Consider the following 21,605-nt stretch of genomic DNA (forward strand, 5'->3'; position numbering starts at 1 on the left):
ACATGGCCGTCGACGTCGAGAAACGTCTGCTCGGTGGGGCCACGTACCGCAGTCTGGGTGAACAGCAACTGTCACCGGCCGAGGAACGCTTCGAACGCGGCCGCCGCACGGTCGGCCTCTTCCTCGCCCCGGTCGTCACCATCGTCTTCCTGGCCCTGCCGCTGAGCATCCCGCCCAGCCAGCAGGTGCTGGCCGGCGTCCTGCTCGGCGTGATCATCCTGTGGGTGACCGAGGCCGTGCCGATCCCGGTCGGCGGCCTGATCGGCGTCGGCCTGATCGTGGTCTTCGGCGTGGCCGAGGCGGCCGACGTGCTGGCGCCGTTCGGCTCGTCGACGGTCTTCACCTTCATCGGCGCCTTCATCCTGGCCCAGGCCATGCTCAAGCACGGCGTGGCCCGCCGGTTCGCGTTCCGCATCCTGTCGCTGCCCGGCATCGGCCGTTCCACGGTCCGGGTCATCGTGGCCTTCGGGGTGATCACCTGCCTGCTGTCGGCCTTCGTGTCGAACACCGCGACGGTCGCCATGCTGCTGCCGACCGCGCTCGGCATCCTGGCCGTGATCGCCAAGATGATGCAGGACCGCGGCCTGGTCGGCGAGGGCTTCGACCCGACCCGGCTGCGGGTGGGCGCGGCGCTGATGTTGATGCTGGCCTACGGTGCGAGCGTCGGCGGCCTGCTGACCCCGGTCGGCACCCCGCCCAACCTCATCGGCCGCGGCCTGATCGAGGAGGCCACCGGCGAGAAGATCTCGTTCGCGCAGTGGATGGCCATCGCGGCGCCCATCTGCCTGTGCATGTTCGTCATCCTCGCGGTGATCCTGCTGCTGCTCAACAAGCCCGAGGTCCGGAAGATCGAGGGCGTCGAGCAGTACATCGCCGAGCAGCGGGCCCAGCTCGGCAAGTTCAGCCCGGCCGAGCGCAACACGGTGATCGCCTTCGTGGTCACGGTCGCCCTCTGGATCTTCCCCGGCGTCGTGGCCGTGGTCTCGGGCACGGATTCGAAGGTGTACGACGTGGTGAGCGGCCGCCTCAACGAAGGCGTGGTCGCCGTGCTCGGCGCGTCGCTGCTCTTCCTGCTGCCCACCTCCTGGCGCGAGCGCGAGTTCACGCTCAACTGGAGTGACGCCCAGCGCATCGACTGGGGCACGATCGTGCTGTTCGGCACCGGCATCATCTTCGGCTCGCTGCTGGCCGACACCGGCCTGGCCGAGCGGATCGGCACCTCCAGCGCCGACGCGCTCGGCCTGAGCAGCGCGTTCGCCATCACCGCGTTCGCCGTCGTGCTGGCCATCATCGTCTCCGAGACGACCAGCAACACCGCGTCGGCGGCCGTGGTCGTCCCGATCATCATCCCGATCGCGGTCGCGGCCGGCGTCAACCCGCTGGTGCCGGCGCTGGCCGCCACCTTCGCGGCGTCCTTCGGCTTCATGCTGCCGGTCTCCACGCCGCAGAACGCGGTGGTCTACGGCTCCGGCGTCGTCCCGATCACCACGATGATCCGGTCCGGGGCCTCGTTCGACGTCCTCGGCGCCCTCCTCATCCTTTTGCTGCTGCCGCTCATGGTGGCCGTGGTCGGGCTCGGGTGACCCCGATGACGCAGCGGATAGCGGTGATACCCGGCGACGGCATCGGCCTCGAGGTGACCTGGGCGGCCCGGCAGGTGCTGGATTCGGTCACGGCCAAACACAAGATCGATCTGGCGTACGACGAATTCGACTGGTCCTGTCAGCGCTATGCGGCCGCCGGCGAGATGATGCCGGCCGACGCCATCGAACGGCTGCGCCCCTACGACGCGATCCTGCTCGGCGCGGTCGGCTGGCCCGGCGTGCCCGACCATGTGTCGCTGTGGGGCCTGCTGATCCCGATCCGGCGGGCGTTCCGGCAGTACGTCAACCTGCGGCCGATCCGCGTCTTCGAGGGCGTGCGGTCGCCGCTGCGCGACGCCGAGCCGGGCGCCGTCGACTTCGTGGTGATCCGCGAGAACGTCGAGGGCGAGTACAGCGAGATCGGCGGCCGGCTCAACCGGGGCTTCCCCGACGAGTTCGCCGTGCAGGAGGCCGTCTTCACCCGGCCCGGCGTCACCCGCATCGCCCGGTTCGCCTTCGAGCTTGCACAGACCCGCGGCTCGTACGTCACCTCGGCCACCAAATCCAACGGCATAGTCCACACGCTGCCGTTCTGGGACGAGGTGGTGGCCGAGGTCGCGGCGGAGTTCCCCGACGTACGGACGGACAGCGAGCACATCGACGCGCTGGCCGCGAAGCTGGTGCTGAACCCGGCCCGGTTCGACGTGATCGTGGCGTCGAACCTGTTCGGCGACATCCTCAGCGACCTGGCGGCCGCGGTGGCGGGCAGCATAGGCATAGCCCCGTCGGCCAACCTCGACCCGACCCGCACGTATCCGTCCATGTTCGAGCCGGTGCACGGCTCGGCCCCCGACATAGCCGGCCACGGCGTGGCGAACCCGATCGGAGCGGTCTGGTCGGCCGCCCTGATGCTGGAACATCTGGGCCACGCGGCGGCCGCGGCCGACATGATGTCCGCGATCGAGGATTCGCTCATGGCTCCGGACACCCGCACCCGCGACCTGGGCGGCACCGGCGACACTGCGTCCGTCGTCTCATCGCTGGTTGCCCTTCTGGGCTGATCTCCGACAGAACGGTACCTTCCTCGCGGGATCCGGGGGAGGAAAGAGTGATGACTGACGACGCGGTGTTGGTGGCCGGCGGCGGGATAGCCGGCCTGGCGCTGGGGCACGCCCTGCGGCAGCGGGAGGTGCCGTTCGAGCTGGTGGAGCGTGACCCGCGGGCCGGCGACGGCGGCCTGGCCATCAACCTGCCCGGCAACGCGGTGGCGGCGCTGCACGCGCTGGGCCTGCGGGCCGGCCTGGAGAAGATCGGCCGCCCGACCCGCCGCCGCGAATACCGGTCGTCGACCGGTCGCGTGCTGTTCGCGGTCGACGAGGACGAGTTCTGGGGCCCGGACGCCCGCCCCCGCTGCGTACGGCGGTCCGACCTGCACGCGCTGCTCGGCGAGGACATCTCCCGCACGGTCGAAAAGGTGGGCCCGGTCGAGCTGGAGGCATCGGGCGCGCGAGTGGGCGGCCGGCGCTACGGCTTCGTGGTGGGCGCCGACGGCGTGCACTCGAGCGTGCGCGAGCAGGTGTTCGGCACCGCGGGCATGCGCTCGGCGATGCTGAGCCGGGCCAGCTGGCGCTTCATGGCCCCGAACCCGGGCGTCGGCTGCTTCACAGTGTGGTCGGGCGCCGAGGGCGCGTTCCTGCTGATCCCGGTCGACGACACCGAGGTGTACGTCTTCGCCTCGGCGACCGGGGGAGGCCCGGTCGACCCCGACCCGTCGTGGCTGCGGGAGACGTTCGGCGCCTACCCGGAGAAGGTGCGAGCGGTCCTGGACAGCCCAGGCCGCCTGTACCACTCGCCGATCGAGGAGGTCCGCATCCCGACGTGGCACCGAGACCGCTGCGTGCTGATCGGCGACGCCGCCCACGCCACGGCCCCGGTCTGGGCGCAGGGCGGCGCACTGGCCATGGAGGACGCGATCGAGCTCGCCGACCTGCTGGCCGACGGGGCCTGGGATTCGGTGGGAGCCCGCTACGAGGAGCGCCGCCGCGACCGGGTCACCCACGTGCAGGCCGCCACCGACCGTTTCTCCAAGGTGGCCGGCCTCCCGATCCGCCTCCGCAACGCGATGCTCCCGCTGATGGGCCCGATCTCGTACAAGGCCGCCTACGGCCCACTGCGCTGACCGGCTGTGCCAAAATCGCCCCATGACGATCAACCGAAAGGGTCATGCCGCGTAGACGGCCGGGCGCGATCCGCGCCACCCACCAAGCCGCCGGCCGTGCCGTCCGCCAGTGGACCCGCGAAGCGGGCGGCCCGATCGAGGGCTTGTCCCCAGCCGCGGCCGACGCCGTCAGGGCTGTCGAACAGGGCGTCCATCCCCGCACGCGCCGAGATGCGCCGCCTGCTGAGCCACCTCGACAAGGAGTTCCGCCGCCGCACTCTTCCCAACTCCAGCCCCAGAACAACTGGGCCGGCGACCCGCTGCCATGGTGGCACCGGCGCCTCTACAAGAACTGACGGCCCTTTCACTCCGTGATGGCATGGTGCTTCCGGCGCGGCCACCGCCAGGTATTGGCGCTCGCTACTGACCCGTGCCCTTAAGCTGCTCGTTCAACTGGGGTCGATAGTGTTTCAGCACGAACGCGATGAGATCACTTACGCGCTGACCGCGCGGCTGTCGTGTCACCCAGAGCTCAAGATTCTCCGGCCGATTGTCGAGCTTCTCGCCGTTCAGGTGATGAACGTTTTCGTATGGTTCCAGCGGCCTTCCTATCATGCGCTCCATCACGAGGCGATGCTCCATGACTTGGCGACCGCCGACGCCGACGATCCGATAGCCGTACGCATTCACATATCCGGCGCTTACTTTGCTTTCGAACAACGGCCGAAGATCTTGGCCAGCTAAAACCTGCGAATGGTGGCCTGCGCAATAGATCATTTTGCCGCTGAGTCCTCGGGCCAGACGCTCGCAGCCGTTGAAGGCGCAAGGTGGTCGAGGGGCTTTCCCGCGCCGGTTGTCGGTGGGAATCGATCGGAGCGGCTTCCCTGCGCGTAGTTGTTGATAGTGGGTAGAGCAATATCCCATGGCTAAATGCGGCCTGCCGCAGTTTTCGAAGCTGCAGTAGGGTTGGTACCAAGTTTCTCTCAAAGGCCGAAGCTCCTGACCTTTCCGCCGTTGCTTGGCGTGAGCGCCGCATAGGCCTCTTGCGGTCGCCCGACGCTTACACTCCGGCCCGGGGCAAGGTTTCGCAGGGCCCGTGATCTTACTCTCTTGATGTACGAAGCACCTTTTGCCGGCGCGTATCGGTAAGCGCTCGCAGTCTGCCACTTCGCACCGGGTGCGCAGCAAGTAGTGCTCGTAGCAGGATGAGGTCGTTTTGTACCGTGGCTTCCCGCAGTTCGGCATGCTGCATGTCATTGCTCTGTCCTACCTCAAGGGTGTGACAGTTTTGCCGGCGCGCCATCGGAGTCGAGATGCTGAAGCCAGTAGCGGACCGCGGGAGAAATAAGGGAGCACCGGCCCGAGGGGAGTCGGGCCGGTGCTCGTGCAAGTGAATCCGGTGTGCCCTGAAGCTCAGGCGACCGTGGCCGGGAAGCGCTCCCACACCCGGTGGGCGGCCATCAGCTGCTGGACCTGGGTCAGGGCGGCCGCGCCGGACTCGGCGGTGACGACGCCGGGAGTGCCGGTGATGCCGGCTGAGGCCAGGGCCTCTACGCCCTCGCCCCAGGCGCCGATTGCCTTGGCGTGGCGCCATGCCTCGTCCAGGAGCAGGACCACGCGCGGGTCGACCGAGGTGGCTGCGGCTCCTGCCTTGTCGTCGCGGGCGGGGATCGCGTCCGGTGCCGGGACGGGCGCGGCTCCCACGAGGATCGCGTCGAACTCGATCGAGCGGGCGGTGGCGAACGTGCGCTGCACCGCCAGGCCACCCACCTTGCCGCCGTGCGGGGCGATGATCAAGGGAACCATGCCGGCCGCCTGGATCGTCTCGCGGACCTCGGCCAGGCCCGGCATGTCGGTGCCGTCGGGGCCGACCACGATGCCGACGATCCGGCCGTCCGGCGGCCACTCCGCGCCGACCTGCGACAGGGCGGGGCTCGGCTGCGGGTCGATCAGCTCGATGGTGGGCTTCGGGGCGGGCAGGCCCAGGCCGGTCGCGACCTCCGCGCAGAGCACCGGGTCGATGTTGGCCAGCGACTGGAGCTGGCGCTCCTTGATCGCCTGCTCGTAGCACTTGCCCAGCTCGAAGGTGTACGCCCGGATGATGTGCTCCTTCTCGACCGGCGACATGCTCAGCCAGAACAGGCGCACCTGGCTGTAGTGGTCGTCGAACGAGGCCGGATTCTCCCTGATCTTGGGTGCCTCGGCTACCCGGACCGGCACGTCCAGGAAGGCCTGCTCCTTGTCGCCCGCCGTGAACGGGTTGCCGCCGTCGAGCGAGTTCGGGCGGTACGGCGCCACGCCGGCGTGGACCGCGTGCTGGTGGAAGCCGTCGCGGAGCATGTCGTTGACCGGGGCGTGCGGGCGGTTGATCGGGATCTGCGAGTAGTTCGGGCCGCCGAGGCGCGTGAGCTGCGTGTCGACGTACGAGAAAAGCCGCCCCTGAAGCAGTGGATCGTTTGTCACGTCGATGCCCGGGGGCAGGTGACCGAGGTGGAAGGCCACCTGCTCGGTCTCGGCGAAGAAGTTGCGCGGGGTGCGGTTCAGCACCAGCTTGCCGACCCGCTGGACCGGCGCGAGCTCCTCCGGCACGATCTTGGTGGGGTCGAGCAGGTCGATGCCGGCGAACGTCTCCTCGGGATTGTCCGGGAAGACCTGGATGCCGAGCTCCCACTCGGGGAACGCGCCCGACTCGATGGCGTCGTAGAGGTCGCGCCGGTGGAAGTCGGGGTCGACGCCGGCCGCGATCTGCGCCTCCTCCCAGGTCAGCGAGTGCACGCCGAGCTTGGGCTTCCAGTGGAACTTGACCAGCACGGTCTCGCCGGCGTCGTTGACCAGCCGGAACGTATGGACGCCGAAGCCCTCCATGGTCCGGTACGAGCGCGGGATGCCCCGGTCGGACATGTTCCAGATGGTGTGGTGCTGGGCCTCGGTGTGCAGCGAGACGAAGTCCCAGAACGTGTCGTGCGCGCTCTGCGCCTGCGGGATCTCGCGGTCGGGATGCGGCTTGCCGGCGTGGATGACGTCCGGGAACTTGATCGCGTCCTGGATGAAGAAGACCGGGATGTTGTTGGCGACCAGGTCGAACGTGCCCTCGTCGGTGTAGAACTTCGTGGCGAAGCCGCGGGTGTCACGCACGGTGTCGGCCGAGCCGCGCGAGCCGAGAACCGTCGAGAAGCGCACGAAGACGTCGGTCTCCTTGCCCTTCTTCAGGAAGCCGGCCCGGGTGACGCCCTCGGCGGTGCCGTAGCCGACGAACGTGCCGTGGGCGCCGGCGCCGCGGGCGTGCACGACGCGCTCGGGGATCCGCTCGTGGTCGAAGTGCGTGATCTTCTCGCGGAAGTGGTGGTCCTGCATCAGGATCGGGCCGCGCGGCCCGGCCTTGAGCGAGTGGTCGGTGTCGCGCAGGCGGGCGCCCTGCGCCGTGGTCAGATAGGCGCCCTGCTGGCCTTTGGTTTCGGCGGGTGCGCCGGTTTCGGCTCCGGTGGGTGTACGGGTGTCCGGCGCACCGTGCTCTTTCTTCGGGGGCAGCGGCTCGACAGGCGTGGTGGGCTCCGCGACGGTCGGGGGTGCGCTCGAGGGCGCTCCCGGAACCGGCGGGGTCAGCGCCTCGGCCACCTTTTCCTTGATCTTCTTGATCGGTTTGCTGGCTGCCATTTTGCGTAGATCCTCCGGAAGGTGGCGGATTGCGACGCCACCCGGGTACCCGGGTCCGGAGCCGATAAACGGGAACTGGAACCAGTCAAGACCTTTAGAAGAAGTCGCCGAAACCGCCGGGGCCGCCGCCGAATCCGTGCGGGCCGTGGTGGTCGAAGAGCGCGTCGAAGATCATCATGCCGCCGAGAGCGCCGGCGCCGGCCGCGAGCGCGGTCTTCCACCATGGCGTCGAGTACCAGCCCGCGGGAACCGGGCGTCCGCCGACGTAGCCGCCGGGGTAGTAGTACGGCGTCTGCGAGCTCGCCTGCGGGCCGGCCCAGAAGGTCTGCCCCTGCACCGTGACCTGACGATCGTCGCTGAGCGTGCCGGTGTTGCGGGTGGCCGAGGGCAGGTCGGGGCCGGGGTCCAGGCCCATGGCGAGGCGGGCCGCCCGTACGTAGGCCAGGCCCTCCAGCGCCGTCTCGCGCGCCATGTCGAACTGCAGCGGCGTCTCGGCCCGGGCGAGCTGGCCGCCGGCCGCCTGGTGGCGCTCGGCCGCGTCGACCAGCGCCTGCCGGGCCGCCGGATCGTCGCTGCTCAGGTTGACCAGCTGGCCGCCGAGACGCTCGTACCAGCGCTGGGCCTCGGCCCGCGCGTCGCTGAGCGCGTTGTGTTTTTGTCCGCTTGTGTTGCGCCGGCCGGAGAACAGGAGAACCGCGCCGACTCCGAACAGCAGCGCCAGAACCAGGAGTGCCATGACCCGAAGGTAGGCGCGGCGCCTGTGCGGTCCCTATGTCGTCGCTGTGCGTAGGTGACGGTCAGGTATCAGGCTCGTGACAGTCGTTACACCGGCTTTCCTCGCGCGCGCAACGTCGCTATGGTCTGTCGATGTCCCATCAGCCTATGGGATATCTAGGTTTTAAGGGTGCTTCTTCTTGATCGAGATAACGGGACTCCGGAAGACCTACCGGAGCCGCGGGCGTGAGGTGCGCGCCGTCGACGGCGTCGACCTCACCGTGGGCGAGGGTGACGTCTTCGGCGTGCTCGGCCAGAGCGGCGCCGGCAAGAGTACGCTGCTGCGCTGCGTCAACCTGCTGGAACGGCCCGATGAGGGGCGCATCACGGTCGGCGGGGTCGACCTGACCGCGCTGAACCGCAAGCGGCTGCGGATCGCCCGGCACGGCATCGGGATGATCCACCAGCACTTCGCGCTGCTCTCCTCGCGGACCGTGGCCGGCAACATCGCGTTCGCGCTCGAGGTCACCGGCGAGTCGCGGGCCGCGCGCAAGGCCCGCGTGTCCGAGCTGATCGACCTCGTGGGCCTGAGCGGCCGCGAGGAGGCGTACCCCTCGCAATTGTCCGGAGGTCAGAAGCAGCGCGTGGGCATCGCCCGGGCGCTGGCCGCACGGCCCAAGGTCCTGCTGTCGGACGAGGCCACCTCCGCGCTCGACCCCGAGACGACCGACTCCATCCTGCGGCTGCTGCTCGATCTGAACCAGCGGCTCGGCCTCACGATCCTGCTGATCACCCACGAGATGGGGGTCGTGAAGAAGATCTGCCATTCGGCCGCGGTCATGCGCGACGGCAAGTTCGTCGAGTCCGGCCCGGTCGCCGAGCTCCTCCACCGCGAGGGCTCGGAGCTGGCGCACGGGCTGTTCCCTCTGGCGGCCCGTTCCACGGCGCCCGATGAAACCGTTGTCGACGTCACCGCCAGCGGTGCGGACGCCGACGCGCCCCTCACCGGTCTGGCCCGGCGCTTCGACTTCCGGATCCTCGAAGGCTCCGTCGAAACCCTCGCGGCGACCCGCGCCGGCCGGTGGCGGCTGGCCCTGTCCGGCGACGCCGCGCCCCAGATCGAGTTCCTGCGCTCCTCCGGCGCCCAGGTGGAGGTGGTGGCATGACCTGGTCCGAGGTCTTCGACCTGCTCTGGGTGGGTCTGCAGGAGACCGCCTGGATGGTCTTCGTGTCGACCGTGCTCACCGCGATCGGCGGGCTGCTGCTCGGCGTGCTGCTGGTGCTCACCGCGCCCGGCGGGCTGCTGTCGGCGCCGCCGCTCTACAACGTGCTCGGCCTGATCGTGAACATCGCCCGGTCCCTGCCGTTCATCATCCTGCTCGTGGCGGTCATCCCGTTCACCCGGGCCGTCGTGGGCACCACCATCGGCACCGACGCGGCCATCGTGCCGCTGACCATCGGCGCCATCCCGTTCTTCGCCCGCATCGTCGAGGCCGCCCTGCGTGAGGTACCCGGCGACGTCATCGCCGCGGCCACCGCGATGGGCGCCACCCGCACCCAGATCGTCGGCAAGGTGTTGCTCCGCGAGGCCCGGCCGGGCCTGGTCGCGGGCCTGACCATCACGGTCATCGCGCTGGTCGGCTACTCGGCCATGGCCGGCGTGGTCGGCGGCGGCGGGCTCGGCGACCTGGCCATCCGGTACGGCTACCAGCGCTTCGAGACCGAGGTCATGGTCGCGACCGTGGCCGCGCTCGTCGTCTTCGTCCAACTCGTCCAGATGGCGGGCGATCTCGTCGTCCGCCGGCTCTCCCACAAATAGAAAGGTTCTCTCGTGCGCCGCTCCATCACCGCCCTCGTAGCGTCCGCTTCCCTCTTGCTGGGGCTGGCCGCTTGCGGTTCCGACTCCTCCTCGGAAGCCTCTTCCGACACCTTGAAGGTCGGCGTCAGCCCGGTCCCGCACGGGGAGATCCTCAAGTACGTCGCCGACAACCTGGCCTCCAAGGAGGGCCTCAAGCTGGACATCGTCGAGTTCAACGACTACATCCAGCCGAACGTGGCCCTCAAGGAGAAGCAGCTCGACGCCAACTACTTCCAGCACATCCCGTACCTGGAGGAGGAGGTGGCGTCGAAGGGCTACAAGTTCACGGCGCTGAAGCCGGTGCACATCGAGCCCCTGGGCGTCTACTCCAAGACGGTCAAGAGCCTGGCCGAGATCCCCGACGGCGGCGTCGTGGCCATCCCGAACGACCCGTCCAACTCGGGCCGCTCGCTGAGCCTGCTGGCCAAGAACAACCTGATCACGCTGAAGGACGGCGTGGGTGTCAAGGCCACCGAGAAGGACATCACGGCCAACCCGAAGAACCTGAAGTTCAAGGCGCTCGAGGCGGCCCAGCTGCCCCGCAGCCTCGAGGACACGGCGATCTCGGTCATCAACGGCAACTACGCCATCGAGACCGGCCTCAAGCCGGCCACCGACTCGCTGGCCCTGGAGTCCGGCGACGACAACCCGTACGCCAACCTGGTCGTCGTCCGCACCGGCGACGAGAACGACCCGCGCGTCCAGAAGCTGGAGAAGCTCCTGCACAGCGAAGAGGTCAAGAAGTTCATCACCGACAAGTACCAGGGCTCGGTCCTGCCGGCCTTCTGACCGGTTCTGAAAAGCGCCGGGCTGCGTGGCGGTCCGGCGCTTTTCCGTACGCCCACTGGCATGTGAGCGGTGATACAGAGGCGGCAGTCGTTCCGATCGATACAGTCGGGGAGTGCGCACCTGGCTCACCCGGACACGGCTCGCCGTCGGGCTTGCGATCGTCGTGCCCTTCGGGGTCGCGGCGGCGCTCGTGCCGTTCCGTGGAGATGTGCAGAACACGCAGGTCGCGTTGCTGCTGGTCGTCGCCGTGGTTGGCGTGGCCGCCTTCGGCAGCCGGCCCGCCGGCTACCTGGCCGCCGCCTCGGCCGGTGTCTGGTTCAACTTCTTCTACGCGCCGCCCTATCTCCAGCTGGACATCTCGGGCCGGTCCGACGTCCGTACGTTCTTCCTGCTCCTGGCCGTCGGTGTCGCCGTCACCGAGCTCGCGGTCTGGGGTCGCCGGCAGGCGTCCGCCGCCACGCGCGAGGCGGCGTATCTCGAAGGCATCCACGCAGCCGCACGGGCGAGCGCGGCGGGTGGCCCGGCGCAGGCCGTGATCGAACAGGTCGCCGCCGAACTGGCCGGGACTCTCCACCTTCGGGAGGCGCGGTACGAGCCCGGCGTGGCCGGGGCGGGCCAACCGGCACGGCTGCGGCACGACGGTCAGATCGTCTGGCGCGGCAAGCGTATCGACGTCGCGCACGACGGCCTGCCGCCGGAGACCGAGCTGCTGGTGGAAAGCGCCGGGCAGGTCCACGGGCGGTACATGTTGCGCGCGACGGCCCATACACCCGCGTCCATGGACGAGCTGCGCGTCGCGGTGACGTTGGCCGACCAGGTCGCCGCGGCGCTGCGCCGGCCGCCATCGCCTCGGCCCGGCGAGCGGGACGAAACGCCGTCACCCGGCCGGTGACCTGCCGCGCTGGCCGCCACCAGCGAATATGCTCCTGCTTGTGATCGGCGAGGAAGCGTTCTGGCAATTGTCGGAGACGCCGGGCCCGGATTTCGGCCCCGTGGTGGACCGGCTCGCGCAGCGGCCCGAGGCCGACATCACCGGCTTCGCCGAGCGGCTCGACGCGTTGCTGGCGGCGCTGGACACCCCGGCCCACCTGGCCGCCGCGCACACGGTGAGCGACGACGTGTTCCTCTACGTGCGGTGCGCGGTCGTGGCGGCCGGGCAGGAGGCGTACGAGAAGGTCCTCCAGACGCCGGACCGGCTGACCGGCTTCGCCGACGACGAGGCGGAACTGCTGCTCACCGTGGCGCCACGCGCGTACGAGCAGGCGACCGGCATGCTGTGGGAGCACGACGACGATCCGGCCGGCCCGGAGCCGTGGCTGACGCTGGCGTTCGGCGACGCTGTGCCGGGCGGGGTGCCCCGCGCCTACCCGGACTTCCTGGACGAGATCGTCGCGAGGGTGGGGGCCGACCCGGCCTGGCGGCGGTGGTGGGCGCCGGCCGGACTGCCGTCGTTGGAGCTGTGGCTCACGCTGGCCGAACCACCGGAAGTGGACGTCAAGAAGGGCCGCAAGCGCCTCCGGATCCTGCTGACCCGCGTGCCGGCTCCGTTCCCGTCCGACGATGCGCAGGCGCTGCTGACACTGGCCGTCGACGAGATGCGCGGCCTGCTCGACATGGCCCGCGACCATTTGGGCCTGGGCCCGCTGCCGCCGCTGCCCGCGCCCGAGGCCGGCGATCTTCCGCCGGAGTCCTTCCAGCCGGTCCCGAGCGACGAGCTGCAAATATTGCCGCCCGAGCTCGAGGAACGGGCTATGCGCGGCGAGCCCATCGGCATCGACGACATCATCGACTACGTCCGCGCCCACCCCGACGCCGAGGACGCCGCCTTCTGGCGACAATTCGTCACCGATTGAGCTGTCGCAGCGGCGACGGCCGTCGCTCGCCCCGCACTGCGCTGATCACAGAAGTTCGAACTTGCCGTGTTCGATTGCCACGGCTACGCCGGTTTCGGCGCTGATCGCCCCGGCGAGTGCAGCGTCCGCTGCGGAGACGTCCTCGGCTGGGGGCCGCGTGTACTCGCCGATGACGACAACCCCGTCGAAGTCGATGTCGAAGGCGGCGAGCGCGCTGACCTGGAAATTCTGGAACACGCCAGTGCCCGGCCTGATGGCACAGAGCCGATCGACAGCCCCTTCGAGAGCGGCCATGGTGTGTTTGCGCTGCTCGATCGAGAGGGGAATGCGCCGGCGGCGAGCTTCGTCCCTGATCTGCTGCTGGACGCGGTCGGGCGGACCGTGCCACACCAGCACGGTGGAGCCGGTCTCGGCCTCGTTGATGTTGGTGATGTAGCCGCTGGTGTCGATGCCGGGCAGGGCTTCGATCCAATCCCGCAGATCGCTGAGCATGTCCTGGCGGTGCCAGATGGCCGCGTCGAAGTCCGAGGCCGCGGGATTGGGCTGCTTGTCCGTCAAATGTCACGTCCTTCCTTGTGCCGGCCGCGGCTCCAGAGACTACGGCGAAACGGGGGCCGGCTCCTCGGTGTATCGGCGACTCAAGCGGCGATATGGACGACTTCGCAGGGCCACCGTCGTGGCGAAGACGCCGATGACGCCGGTCAGGACGAAGACCAGGGCCAGGCCCCGGTTGGCGCCCGTGCCGAACCAATCGCCTATCAAGCGAGCTCCGGCGCCGTCGGTCATCAGCGGGATGAAGACGAACTGGGCAGTGGGGGAGATCAGGAACGCCGTCAGCGGGGAGGCCGCCTGTTCGACGCTCTGGGCGAAGCCGAACACGCGGCCCTGGCGCTCGTACGGCACCACCTTCTGCAGGATCGTCTGTTCGGCCGCCTCCGCGTACGGGACCACCAGCATGTAGATGTACAGGCCGGCGGCCAGCCAGACGATCGACTCGCGGAGCGGGAAGATCAGGGTCACGGTCCAGAGCACCATGTTGACCATGAGGAGGAGCCAGACCGGGTTCTTGCCCAGGCCCGTACGGGCGATCAGCAGGCCACCCACGATGAAGCCCGTGCTCAAGGCTCCCCACAGCAAACCCCAGGTCTGTACCGAGACCAAGGACAGGCCGTACGCGTCCAGCAGCGCCATGAAGATGCCGCCGAGCAGATTGTTGAAGGCGGAGAAGGCGATCAGGGCGGGCAGTCCGGGCACCCCGCCGATCACCCGGATGGTGCCGCGCAGATCGACCGAGCGCTTCTCCGAGGCGGCGGCGGGCACGGCCGCGCCGGAGGGCATCCGGACGAGGGCCAGGGCGAGGACCGCCAACCCCAGCACCCCGAGCGCCACCACCAGGACCCACAACATGCCGCCGAGCGCCACCAGCAGGCCGCTGATCACCGAGGTGACCAGGAACGAGACGCCGGAGGCCGTGCCGACCAGGCCGTTCGCGCGGTCGCGGATGTTCTCCTCGACCAGGACCGTCACCATCGTGGGCAGGGCGATCGTCCGCAGGTTGCCGGCGATCACGCCGAACATCAGCAGCACCACCAGGAGCCACAGGCGGACGCTCGCCGGGTCGCGGAACTCCTCGCGCGGCGTCGCCTGGTAGAGGATGAGCGCGACCCCGTACAGGGTCAGCGACACCAGCGCCGACGCCTGCATGACCGTCTTCTTGCGGTAGTGGTCGACCAGGCTGCCGAACCAGATGCCGGTCAGCGCCGTCATCACCAGGAAGATCCCGGAGATCACGCCGGTGGCGAAGACCGACTGCGTCTCGATGTAGACGTAGAAGGTGATCGCGAACCATACGGTGAAGTTGATGACCGAGACCAGCAGTGTGTTGACCAGCAACTGATAGAAGACCCGCCCCATCGGCACACCGTAAGGGGTGAACCTTGGTTGAGGTCTATGAATTTGTCCAGTAGAGCGCTCGGGCGAACTGCGCGTACAGCCCCTTCGGGTGGGCCCGGAACAGTGTTTCCGTGCCGAACAGGACGGCCCGGCTGCCGCGGGCGGTGGTGCCCGAGACCACCGCGGCTTGGCCCGCGGCCTGCGACGGGCCGCCCACGCCGGGGGTGGTCGGCAGCCAGTGGCCGGCCACCAGCGGGTCGTCGGCGTAGCGCTGTTCGACGGTGAATCCGGTGCCGGTGAACCACAGCGGCGAGTAGACGAACGAGTGCGGCGGCGAGTCGGCGCCGACGACCTGCCCGGTGTTGCGGACGGCGACGACTCCGTTGGCGTCGCCGCGGCCCGCGACCGCGGTCGCCGGGAGCAGGCCGGCGGTCGCGTTGAACATCGCGCCGGTGACGCCCCGGGTGACCACGCCGCCCCGGCTGAGCAGGTCGTCGACCTGCGCCTTGGCGGCCGCGGTGAGCTGCGTGTAGTTCAGGCCGGAGGAGACGATCAGACCGGTCACCCCGGCCAGGCTCGCGCCGGCGTTGAGGGTGGCGGTGGAGACCGTACGGACGTCGAAGCCCATCTCACGCAGCGCGAACAGCTCGTCGGCGGCCACGGCGGCGGCGAGCACCGGACGCGAGATCGGGGTGCCGGCGCTGCCGCGCGGGGCGGCGTCGAGGCGTACACCGAAGCGGTCTGAAACCCACGCGGCCGTGGCCGGCAGGACGACCGTGGCCGGGCCGTGCAACCGCAGCTTGATCCCCTGGTCGAGCAGCGCGTTGACGGCGCGGATGTCGGCCGGGTCCCGCAGCGTGAGAGCGAGTTCCCGGCGCTTGGGCGTGGCGCTGGTGAACGACGCGGCTGAGACGGGCGACGTGGCGACGCGTGGCGCAACCCAGCGGCTTATGTCGACTGAGGCGCCCCAGAGCAGGCGATGACTCCATCCGGATATGTCGTACATCTGGGGTACCAGTGAAGAGATGTCCCGGCCGGCCTCCAGCAGCACGTTGGCCAGGCCGCGCTTGGGCTGGTGCATGTCGACGACGTACGAGCCGGCCGGGTAACGGCGGCCGTTGAGGACGAAGGCGGTCCGGGCCTTGGTGACGCGGACGTCGTTGGCGATGAGGTGGTTGACGAGGCGCGCGGCGGCGGGCGCGGAACGCTGCTTCTGGCCGGCCGGTACGACGTACGCCCGGGGGAAGTCTGTCGAGTAGCGGTCCTCGGGGCCGAAGCCGGGCACGTAGCCGTCCGGGACGTCGCGCTGCGGCTCGCCGGCCCAGCCCCGGCGGAACTGCTCGATCTGGTCGGCCAGCAGCGCGGCGCGGTTCGTGTCGGCGTACGTCAGGGCCGCCTCGATCGTCGCCGCCGCGACGTCGGTGTTGACGGCCGAGCGGCGGCGCAGCTCCTCGACCGGCAGCGTGGTGTAGAGGCCCCGGTTGACCTGCAACGGAATCTCGACGGTGTGGCCGATGGCCCCGTGGTACATCGCGTACATCGGGGTGAAGATCGGCGGCCAGTCGTCCCAGTCGCCGGGAGCGTAGTCCCGGAACGGGATGTCGGCCCGGGTGGTCTCCGGATGTCCGAGGCGCTGGATGGCCGCCTCCATGCCGAGCGCGTTGGGCAGGGCGTGCTTGATGTACAGGTCGTACTCGTAATTCTGCCCGTGCGGCGGCGTGGCCGGCTCGATCAGCGTGGTGCCGGTGTAGCCGTGCTCGTCGAGCATCACGAACGGCTGGGTGGCGATGACGACGTCGCGGACCGCGCGCGACTCCGGCTGCGAGCTGGTGGCGTGGTCGCGGTTGATGTCGAAGCCGGCCCCGTTGGCCCGGGTGCCGGCGATCCGGCCGTCCGGGTTGTTGGTGACCGTGACGTAGACCCGGCTGCGGGCCAGGAAGGCGGCGGTGGCGGCGTCGGTCGCGGTGGCGAGCCGCTCGATGACCCGCAGCGCCCCGTCGGTGCCCTCCCACTCGTCGCCGTGGATGTTCGCGTTGATCCACACCGGCGTCTTGTAGCCACGGGCCAGCGACCGGTCGCGCCGGGCGGCCACCGGATCGTCCTCGATCAGCTTGCGCCAGCGCTCCTGCCGGGCCGCCTCGGCCGCGCTCTCGGGCGCGGTGACGGTGACCAGATAGAGGTCCCGGTCGAGGGCCGAATGCCCGACGACCTCGGCCGACACCCGGTTCGAGGCCTGCTGGAGGGCGTTCAGCCGAGGAGCGATCCCGTGGTACGGGATGAGGCCGAGCTTGATCGAGCGGTCCTCCGGATTGGCGGGGTAGACCCGCAGCTCATGCTGTCGCGGATAGCCCTGCCGCCCGGGTTTCCAGGCCACGTCGGGGGCGGGCGCCGACAGGATCCGCGCCGCCGCGCTGTCGGTGGCCGCGACCTCGTTGCGCTCGGGCCCGTTTCCGAACTCGCGGGTCGAGCCCCGGTCGTCGGCGTGCGCGGGCACGGGGAAGGCGGTGATGAGCAGAGCCGCGCCGAAGCCCGCGGCGAGCCGTGAGAGGTCCACAATGCACTATTACCTATTGACGTACGTCAGTGGTAATACCGTCTGTGCCATTCGCTGGAAGCGATGGGCCCGAACGCCGGGCGGCCAGGATGCCGGTCACGACGGGCATCGGGTCGTCCGCGCCCGGCACGCCGGCCTCGACGCGGGTGCGGCGGACGGCGTTCAGCAGACGGGCGGCCTGATCGTGGTCGCCCAGGGCCGCCTCCGCGATCGCGCGGATCAGCGGCGCGTAGGTCCCGTCGGCGCTCGCCGAGGGGGCGACGCCGATCAGGGCCCGCCGCGCCTCGGCCGGACGGTCGTGCAGCAGGTCGGCGACGGCCCCGACGATCCGGCGGGACACCGTGTCGGGGCGGCGGTGGGCCAGGGCGGCGGCGACGGCCTCGATCCGGGCCACGATCGCGGGCTGGGGCGGCAGCCCGGAGACCGAGGCGCGGTGCAGTTGCCACAGACCCGGGACGACGCCCAGGGTGGCGGCGAGCGCGTCGAGCACGGCGACGTCGGCGCCGGGCGAGATGACGTACTCCTGAAGCCTGATGTAGTCGGCGGCGGCCGCCGGGCCGATGGTGACGTTCTCGAGGGCGAGCGGCCGCCCCGGGACCAGGCCGAGGGTACGGCGCAGCCGCAGGAACACGGCGATCGCCACCGCCCGCCGGTCGGCGGTGGCCTCGATGAAGGCGTCGAGGATGGCGTCGTCGATGGTCTCGTCGATGACGCGGCGGAGCGTGACGGGGTCGGCGGCACCGGCCGGAATGACCGTGGCATCGGCGCGGGTGCGGGCGGGGCGGAGGATCCAGCACAGGATGTGGGCGCCGTCGGTGGTGACGCCGCCGCGGGCGTACGGCAGCAGGTTGCCCAGGGCCAGGAACGCGGCGGTCAGGGCGGCCACGAGCAGGCACACCCGCACCGGCGCGGGCATCGGGTGGGTCGCCCAGCGGGCCAGGCCGACGGCCACGGCGACGTCGACCGCCGGGCCCGCCAGGTGGAGCAGGGCGAACCGGAGCGGCAGCGCGCGTCCGGTGTGGGTGGTGCTGACCTGGACGTACGACTGTGCCCTGTAGCTGATGACGACCTTTGTCACCTGGAAGCGCAGCAGGGGCGCGGCGAGGAGGTGGCCGACTTCGTGCAGCGGTGTGAGCGCCAGGATCGAGACCAGGGCGGTCCCGATCGGCCAGAGCCATCCGCCGGTGCCGCCATCCAGCTCGTCGAGGCCGAGCTTGACGAGCCCGGTGAAGACGGCGGCGAGGACGAGCCAGGCGGTCAGCCGGAGCACGGCCGGCCCGCCGGCGACAAGCGCGAGATCACCGGACGAGGATAGGGCCGGCGGTCGCGGGCCGCCGTCCCGTCCGGGCGCTAGGCCAGGAGGGCTTCGCGCATCTCCTTGCCCGGGTTGAAGCCGCCGACGACCGCGGGGGAGCTCGGGTCGTAGATGTCGATGACGTTGTTGCGGCGCATCAGCTCGCGGACCGGCTGCGGGAGGGGCGGCTCGTCGCTCATCGCCGCGCGCAGGTCGCGGGTGGTCGTGATGACCCGGTGGACCAGGGTGGCGGCGTCGGTGTCGGGGCGGACCCGGGCGAACTCCCAGCCGGCGATCGTCAGGTCGAGGACCTCGAACAGGTGGGCCAACAGCGGGCCCGGGTCGGTGACCTTCACGACCCGCTTGGGGTCGGCGCCGACCGCCGCGACGGCCCCGCTCACCTGGATGTACGGATGGAGGCCGCCGGGCAGGGCCCACAGGTTCCAGCGCAGCCGGCTGCCCGTCTCTCTCCACAGCGGACGGTAGTTGCGGCGGTCGACCTGATATCCGTAGCCGCCGACCTGGCCGGCCACGTCGGCGTAGGCGGCGTCGGTGAACTCCCGCACGATCCAGGCCGCGGCCAGCAGGCCGTCGTCACCGGCGAGCTGGGCGGCGGCCGCGTCGGCCTGCTGGAGGAACGTGCCGGGCTGGTGCGGACCGTACCGGCCGCGGACGTCGTCGACGAGAGCCTGCTGCTGGCCGGGGTCTTTCTGACCGCCGGACCCGCGCCGGAACCACCGCATGTCGCCTCGTTTTCGCTTTCAAAGGACGAAACCGCGGCAATGTTAGCCTGCCACCTCCACCGGGCGAAGCCACCCGGCCACGGCGGCCGCGTTCATCCGCAGGATCTCCACCGCGAGCCCGTAGTCGATGTGCGCGAGCAGGTCGTTCTCGCTGTGGATGTTCCCGTTGGCGCTGTCGTTGCCCTCGATGGTCAGCACGGCCGGGACGCCGGCCACGATGAACGGCACGTGGTCGCTGGCGAACGGGCTGAGCGAGGTCTCCACCCGCAGCCCGGTGTACGTGGCGGCCGCCGCGGCCAGGTCGTCGATCAGCTCCTTCGAGACCGGGGCGCCCTCCAGCAGCACACCCGGCTCGGGTCCGTTGCGGACGCCGATCATGTCCATGTTGAGGACGGCGCGGATCCGGAGACGCTCGTCCGGTGACAGTCCCGCCACGTACTGCTTGCTGCCGAACAGCCCCTGCTCCTCGCCGCCGAACAGGATGAGCCGCAGGTCGTTCTCCCACCGGTGGGCCGCGAGGGCGCTCGCCAGCAGCAGCACCCCGGCCGCCCCACTGCCGTTGTCGTCGGCGCCGGGCGCCCTGGTGCCGCCGGCCTGGCTGACCGAGTCGAGGTGGGCCGTCACCAGCACGACCTTGCGATCCGTGGTGGCCTGGCCAGGGCGGTCGGCGATGACGTTCGCGCTCTGCCCGCCGCCGACGCTCACCGCCTGGCGCGACGTCGCATAGCCCAGCGTCGCCAGCGCCATCTCGGCCCGATCGGCCGCCTGACGGAACCCCTCGCTGAGCGAGTGCCGGGTCTCCAGCTGGGAGATCCAGGTCAGATCGCTTTCGTACGCCGGGCGGGCGACTCCCAGGAGCACGTTCTCGACCGCCGGGTCGGCGCGCCGGGCCTGTCGCTCCGGCCGGTCGACGACGACCGGGCCGGCCGGCAGCGGCTCCACCCGCCAGCACGTGTCGTCCTTGCCGCGCAGCGCCTCGCCGCCCTCGACGACCAGGTGACGGCCGTGGTCGAGGATGACCGGCACGTCCGGGTGCGCCTCCTGGAAGGCCCGGCCCACCTGGGTGACCAGGGACAGCCCGGTGGCCACGGCGCCCGAGCGCGCGGCGGGAGCGGGCTCGGCCTGCTCTTCCTCCGACCAGAGCAGCACCTGGTCGCCGACGAGCACGCGATGTCCGGCGGTGCGGCCGTCCGGTCCGGCCTCGCCGGCGGGCAGCACGGCCCAGTGGATGTGACGTTCCATGGCCCCGACGATCCTCCTCCGGGCGCCGCGGGTTCAGTCGGCTGCCCGACTCAGCGGAAGAGCGACAGGTCGACCGCGTCGGCGATGGCCTGCATACCGGCGTCGTTGGGGTGCAGATGGTCGCCGCTGTCGTACTCCGATAGATACCGGGCCGGCGCGTCCGGGTCGTGGGTGGCGGTGTCCAGGTCGATCACGCCGTCGCAGCCGCTGGAGCCGCCACGGAGGAAGGCGTTGACCGCTTCCCGGCCGGCTTCACCCTCCGTACTCCAATAGCTCGTGCCTTGAAACGGCGTCAGGGTGGAGCAGAAGATCCGCACGCCGGCGTCGTGGCTCTGCTGGATGACGGCGCGCAGGGCGGTGATCAGCTGGTCGCCGGTGGGGCGGTCGTCGCCGAGGTCGTTGATGGCGGCGTCGGACAGGATCACCCACTTGACGCCGGGCTGCGAGAGCACGTCACGCTCGAAGCGTTTCGGTACGCTCTCGCCGGCGCCGTCCTTCAGGAGCTTGTTGCCGCTGATGCCGGCGTTGAGCACGCCGACCGTGCGGCCGGCCGCGCTGAACCGGCGGGAGAGCAGGTCGGGCCAGCGCTTGTCGGCGCCGAAGGCGGAGTCGAAGCCGTCGGTGATGGAGGCGCCCAGCGCGACCACCGTGCCCTCGGCCGCCGCGTCGCGCACGTCGAGCCCGGCCAGGAAGAAGTAGCTGTCGACGGTCTGCGCGCCGGCGAGGGTGGCGTTCGTGGTCTGGTCGCCCGAGCCGACGTAGTTGTGACGGTTCGCGAACGAGTGCTGGGTGGTCGCCTGGCTGCCGTTCGGGAGATAGGCGCTGATCGCGACGTCGGCGCTCGCCGGCAGGCCGAACGCGACCGGGTCGCTCTCGATGCTCGCACCGGCGGCCATCGTCACCCTCGGGGCGTCGCCGAACGTCACGGCCGTGGACGTGCTCGCGTCGATCGTGGCGTCGCCCTTGCTGAGCGCGAGGCGCACGTTGGCGAGGGTGAGCGGAGCGCTGCCGAACACATTCGTCAGCCGGAGGCGCACGGTCGAACCGCCGGCGCTGGTGTGCACCACCTGCCGTACGGTCTGCTCGCCGAACGTCCGCCCGCCGCTCTGCCCGGCCACGGCCCAGCTGCCCACCCAGTCCACGGCCGTCGCACTCGGGGCCGGTGTCGTGGCGGTGCACCCTGCCACGCCGAGGACCGTCAGAGCCGCTACCAGCATCTTCTTGGTCCATGTCATCGGAACCAGGGTACCGAAGTCGATCATGTGGTACC

The 21,605-nt window shown here is 70.3% G+C and carries 18 protein-coding genes; 8 read left to right on the forward strand and 10 right to left on the reverse strand.

Translation table 11 applies throughout. The annotated features are described in order from the left end of the window. Positions 1 to 2 precede the first annotated feature (2 nt). Genes ACFY36_RS42220 through ACFY36_RS42230 form a run of 3 tightly spaced genes read left to right on the forward strand, consistent with a single transcriptional unit; the run spans position 3 to position 3,762 of the window. Positions 3 to 1,583 (forward strand): SLC13 family permease, encoded by a 1,581-nt coding sequence (locus tag ACFY36_RS42220; RefSeq protein ID WP_499751550.1) that lies wholly within the window; start codon positions 3 to 5, stop codon positions 1,581 to 1,583. Between the two features lie 5 nt (positions 1,584 to 1,588). After that, complete coding sequence (locus ACFY36_RS42225) at positions 1,589 to 2,644, forward strand: tartrate dehydrogenase (RefSeq protein ID WP_499751551.1); 1,056 nt, start codon at positions 1,589 to 1,591, stop codon at positions 2,642 to 2,644. A 50-nt stretch (positions 2,645 to 2,694) separates the two neighbouring features. Further along, entirely contained in the window at positions 2,695 to 3,762 is a 1,068-nt protein-coding gene (locus ACFY36_RS42230; RefSeq protein ID WP_499751552.1) for an FAD-dependent monooxygenase, read from the forward strand. A 399-nt stretch (positions 3,763 to 4,161) separates the two neighbouring features. Here ACFY36_RS42230 and ACFY36_RS42235 read toward each other — a convergent pair whose 3' ends face one another. The 3 genes from ACFY36_RS42235 to ACFY36_RS42245 all read right to left on the reverse strand — a co-directional run bounded on the left by ACFY36_RS42235 (position 4,162) and on the right by ACFY36_RS42245 (position 8,131). After that, positions 4,162 to 4,461: an HNH endonuclease gene (locus tag ACFY36_RS42235; protein ID WP_499751553.1), complete on the reverse strand. Its 300-nt coding sequence runs from the start codon at positions 4,459 to 4,461 to the stop codon at positions 4,162 to 4,164. 693 nt (positions 4,462 to 5,154) lie between these two features. After that, positions 5,155 to 7,395 (reverse strand): catalase, encoded by a 2,241-nt coding sequence (locus ACFY36_RS42240; RefSeq protein WP_499751554.1) that lies wholly within the window; start codon positions 7,393 to 7,395, stop codon positions 5,155 to 5,157. A gap of 94 nt (positions 7,396 to 7,489) precedes the next feature. Beyond that, positions 7,490 to 8,131, reverse strand: a complete 642-nt coding sequence (locus ACFY36_RS42245) for a hypothetical protein (protein ID WP_499751555.1) — start codon at positions 8,129 to 8,131, stop codon at positions 7,490 to 7,492. A 178-nt stretch (positions 8,132 to 8,309) separates the two neighbouring features. Here ACFY36_RS42245 and ACFY36_RS42250 point away from each other — a divergent pair, with 178 nt between their 5' ends. From ACFY36_RS42250 to ACFY36_RS42270, 5 genes are all read left to right on the forward strand, one after another. After that, positions 8,310 to 9,275, forward strand: a complete 966-nt coding sequence (locus ACFY36_RS42250; RefSeq protein WP_499751556.1) for a methionine ABC transporter ATP-binding protein — start codon at positions 8,310 to 8,312, stop codon at positions 9,273 to 9,275. After that, positions 9,272 to 9,928, forward strand: coding sequence for a methionine ABC transporter permease (locus ACFY36_RS42255; protein WP_499751557.1), 657 nt, complete (start codon positions 9,272 to 9,274; stop codon positions 9,926 to 9,928). The genes ACFY36_RS42250 and ACFY36_RS42255 overlap by 4 nt, the downstream gene beginning before the upstream one ends. Before the next feature lie 12 nt (positions 9,929 to 9,940). Then, positions 9,941 to 10,756: a MetQ/NlpA family ABC transporter substrate-binding protein gene (locus ACFY36_RS42260; RefSeq protein WP_499751558.1), complete on the forward strand. Its 816-nt coding sequence runs from the start codon at positions 9,941 to 9,943 to the stop codon at positions 10,754 to 10,756. Positions 10,757 to 10,868: 112 nt separating this feature from the next. Continuing rightward, on the forward strand, positions 10,869 to 11,648 hold the full coding sequence (locus tag ACFY36_RS42265; RefSeq protein WP_499751559.1) for a DUF4118 domain-containing protein: 780 nt from the start codon (positions 10,869 to 10,871) through the stop codon (positions 11,646 to 11,648). A gap of 40 nt (positions 11,649 to 11,688) precedes the next feature. Further along, positions 11,689 to 12,609 carry a DUF4240 domain-containing protein gene (locus tag ACFY36_RS42270; protein ID WP_499751560.1) on the forward strand — a complete coding sequence of 307 codons (921 nt, stop codon included), beginning with the start codon at positions 11,689 to 11,691 and terminating at the stop codon, positions 12,607 to 12,609. Positions 12,610 to 12,654: 45 nt separating this feature from the next. Here ACFY36_RS42270 and ACFY36_RS42275 read toward each other — a convergent pair whose 3' ends face one another. The 7 genes from ACFY36_RS42275 to ACFY36_RS42305 form a co-directional block, all read right to left on the reverse strand. Beyond that, positions 12,655 to 13,167, reverse strand: coding sequence for a hypothetical protein (locus tag ACFY36_RS42275; RefSeq protein ID WP_499751561.1), 513 nt, complete (start codon positions 13,165 to 13,167; stop codon positions 12,655 to 12,657). A 39-nt stretch (positions 13,168 to 13,206) separates the two neighbouring features. Continuing rightward, positions 13,207 to 14,523, reverse strand: coding sequence for an MFS transporter (locus tag ACFY36_RS42280; protein ID WP_499751562.1), 1,317 nt, complete (start codon positions 14,521 to 14,523; stop codon positions 13,207 to 13,209). A gap of 34 nt (positions 14,524 to 14,557) precedes the next feature. Then, a complete protein-coding gene (locus tag ACFY36_RS42285; protein ID WP_499751563.1) occupies positions 14,558 to 17,056 on the reverse strand; it encodes a M14 family zinc carboxypeptidase in 2,499 nt (832 codons plus the stop codon). A gap of 13 nt (positions 17,057 to 17,069) precedes the next feature. Beyond that, positions 17,070 to 18,326 (reverse strand): hypothetical protein, encoded by a 1,257-nt coding sequence (locus ACFY36_RS42290; RefSeq protein ID WP_499751564.1) that lies wholly within the window; start codon positions 18,324 to 18,326, stop codon positions 17,070 to 17,072. 80 nt (positions 18,327 to 18,406) lie between these two features. Next, positions 18,407 to 19,093, reverse strand: a complete 687-nt coding sequence (locus tag ACFY36_RS42295; RefSeq protein ID WP_499751565.1) for a hypothetical protein — start codon at positions 19,091 to 19,093, stop codon at positions 18,407 to 18,409. A gap of 42 nt (positions 19,094 to 19,135) precedes the next feature. Beyond that, positions 19,136 to 20,335 carry a M28 family metallopeptidase gene (locus ACFY36_RS42300; protein WP_499751566.1) on the reverse strand — a complete coding sequence of 400 codons (1,200 nt, stop codon included), beginning with the start codon at positions 20,333 to 20,335 and terminating at the stop codon, positions 19,136 to 19,138. Positions 20,336 to 20,385: 50 nt separating this feature from the next. Further along, positions 20,386 to 21,570 carry an SGNH/GDSL hydrolase family protein gene (locus ACFY36_RS42305; RefSeq protein WP_499751567.1) on the reverse strand — a complete coding sequence of 395 codons (1,185 nt, stop codon included), beginning with the start codon at positions 21,568 to 21,570 and terminating at the stop codon, positions 20,386 to 20,388. Positions 21,571 to 21,605: the final 35 nt, after the last annotated feature.

It is taken from the genome of Actinoplanes sp. NPDC000266 (assembly GCF_042899005.1).
Taxonomy (GTDB): domain Bacteria; phylum Actinomycetota; class Actinomycetes; order Mycobacteriales; family Micromonosporaceae; genus Actinoplanes.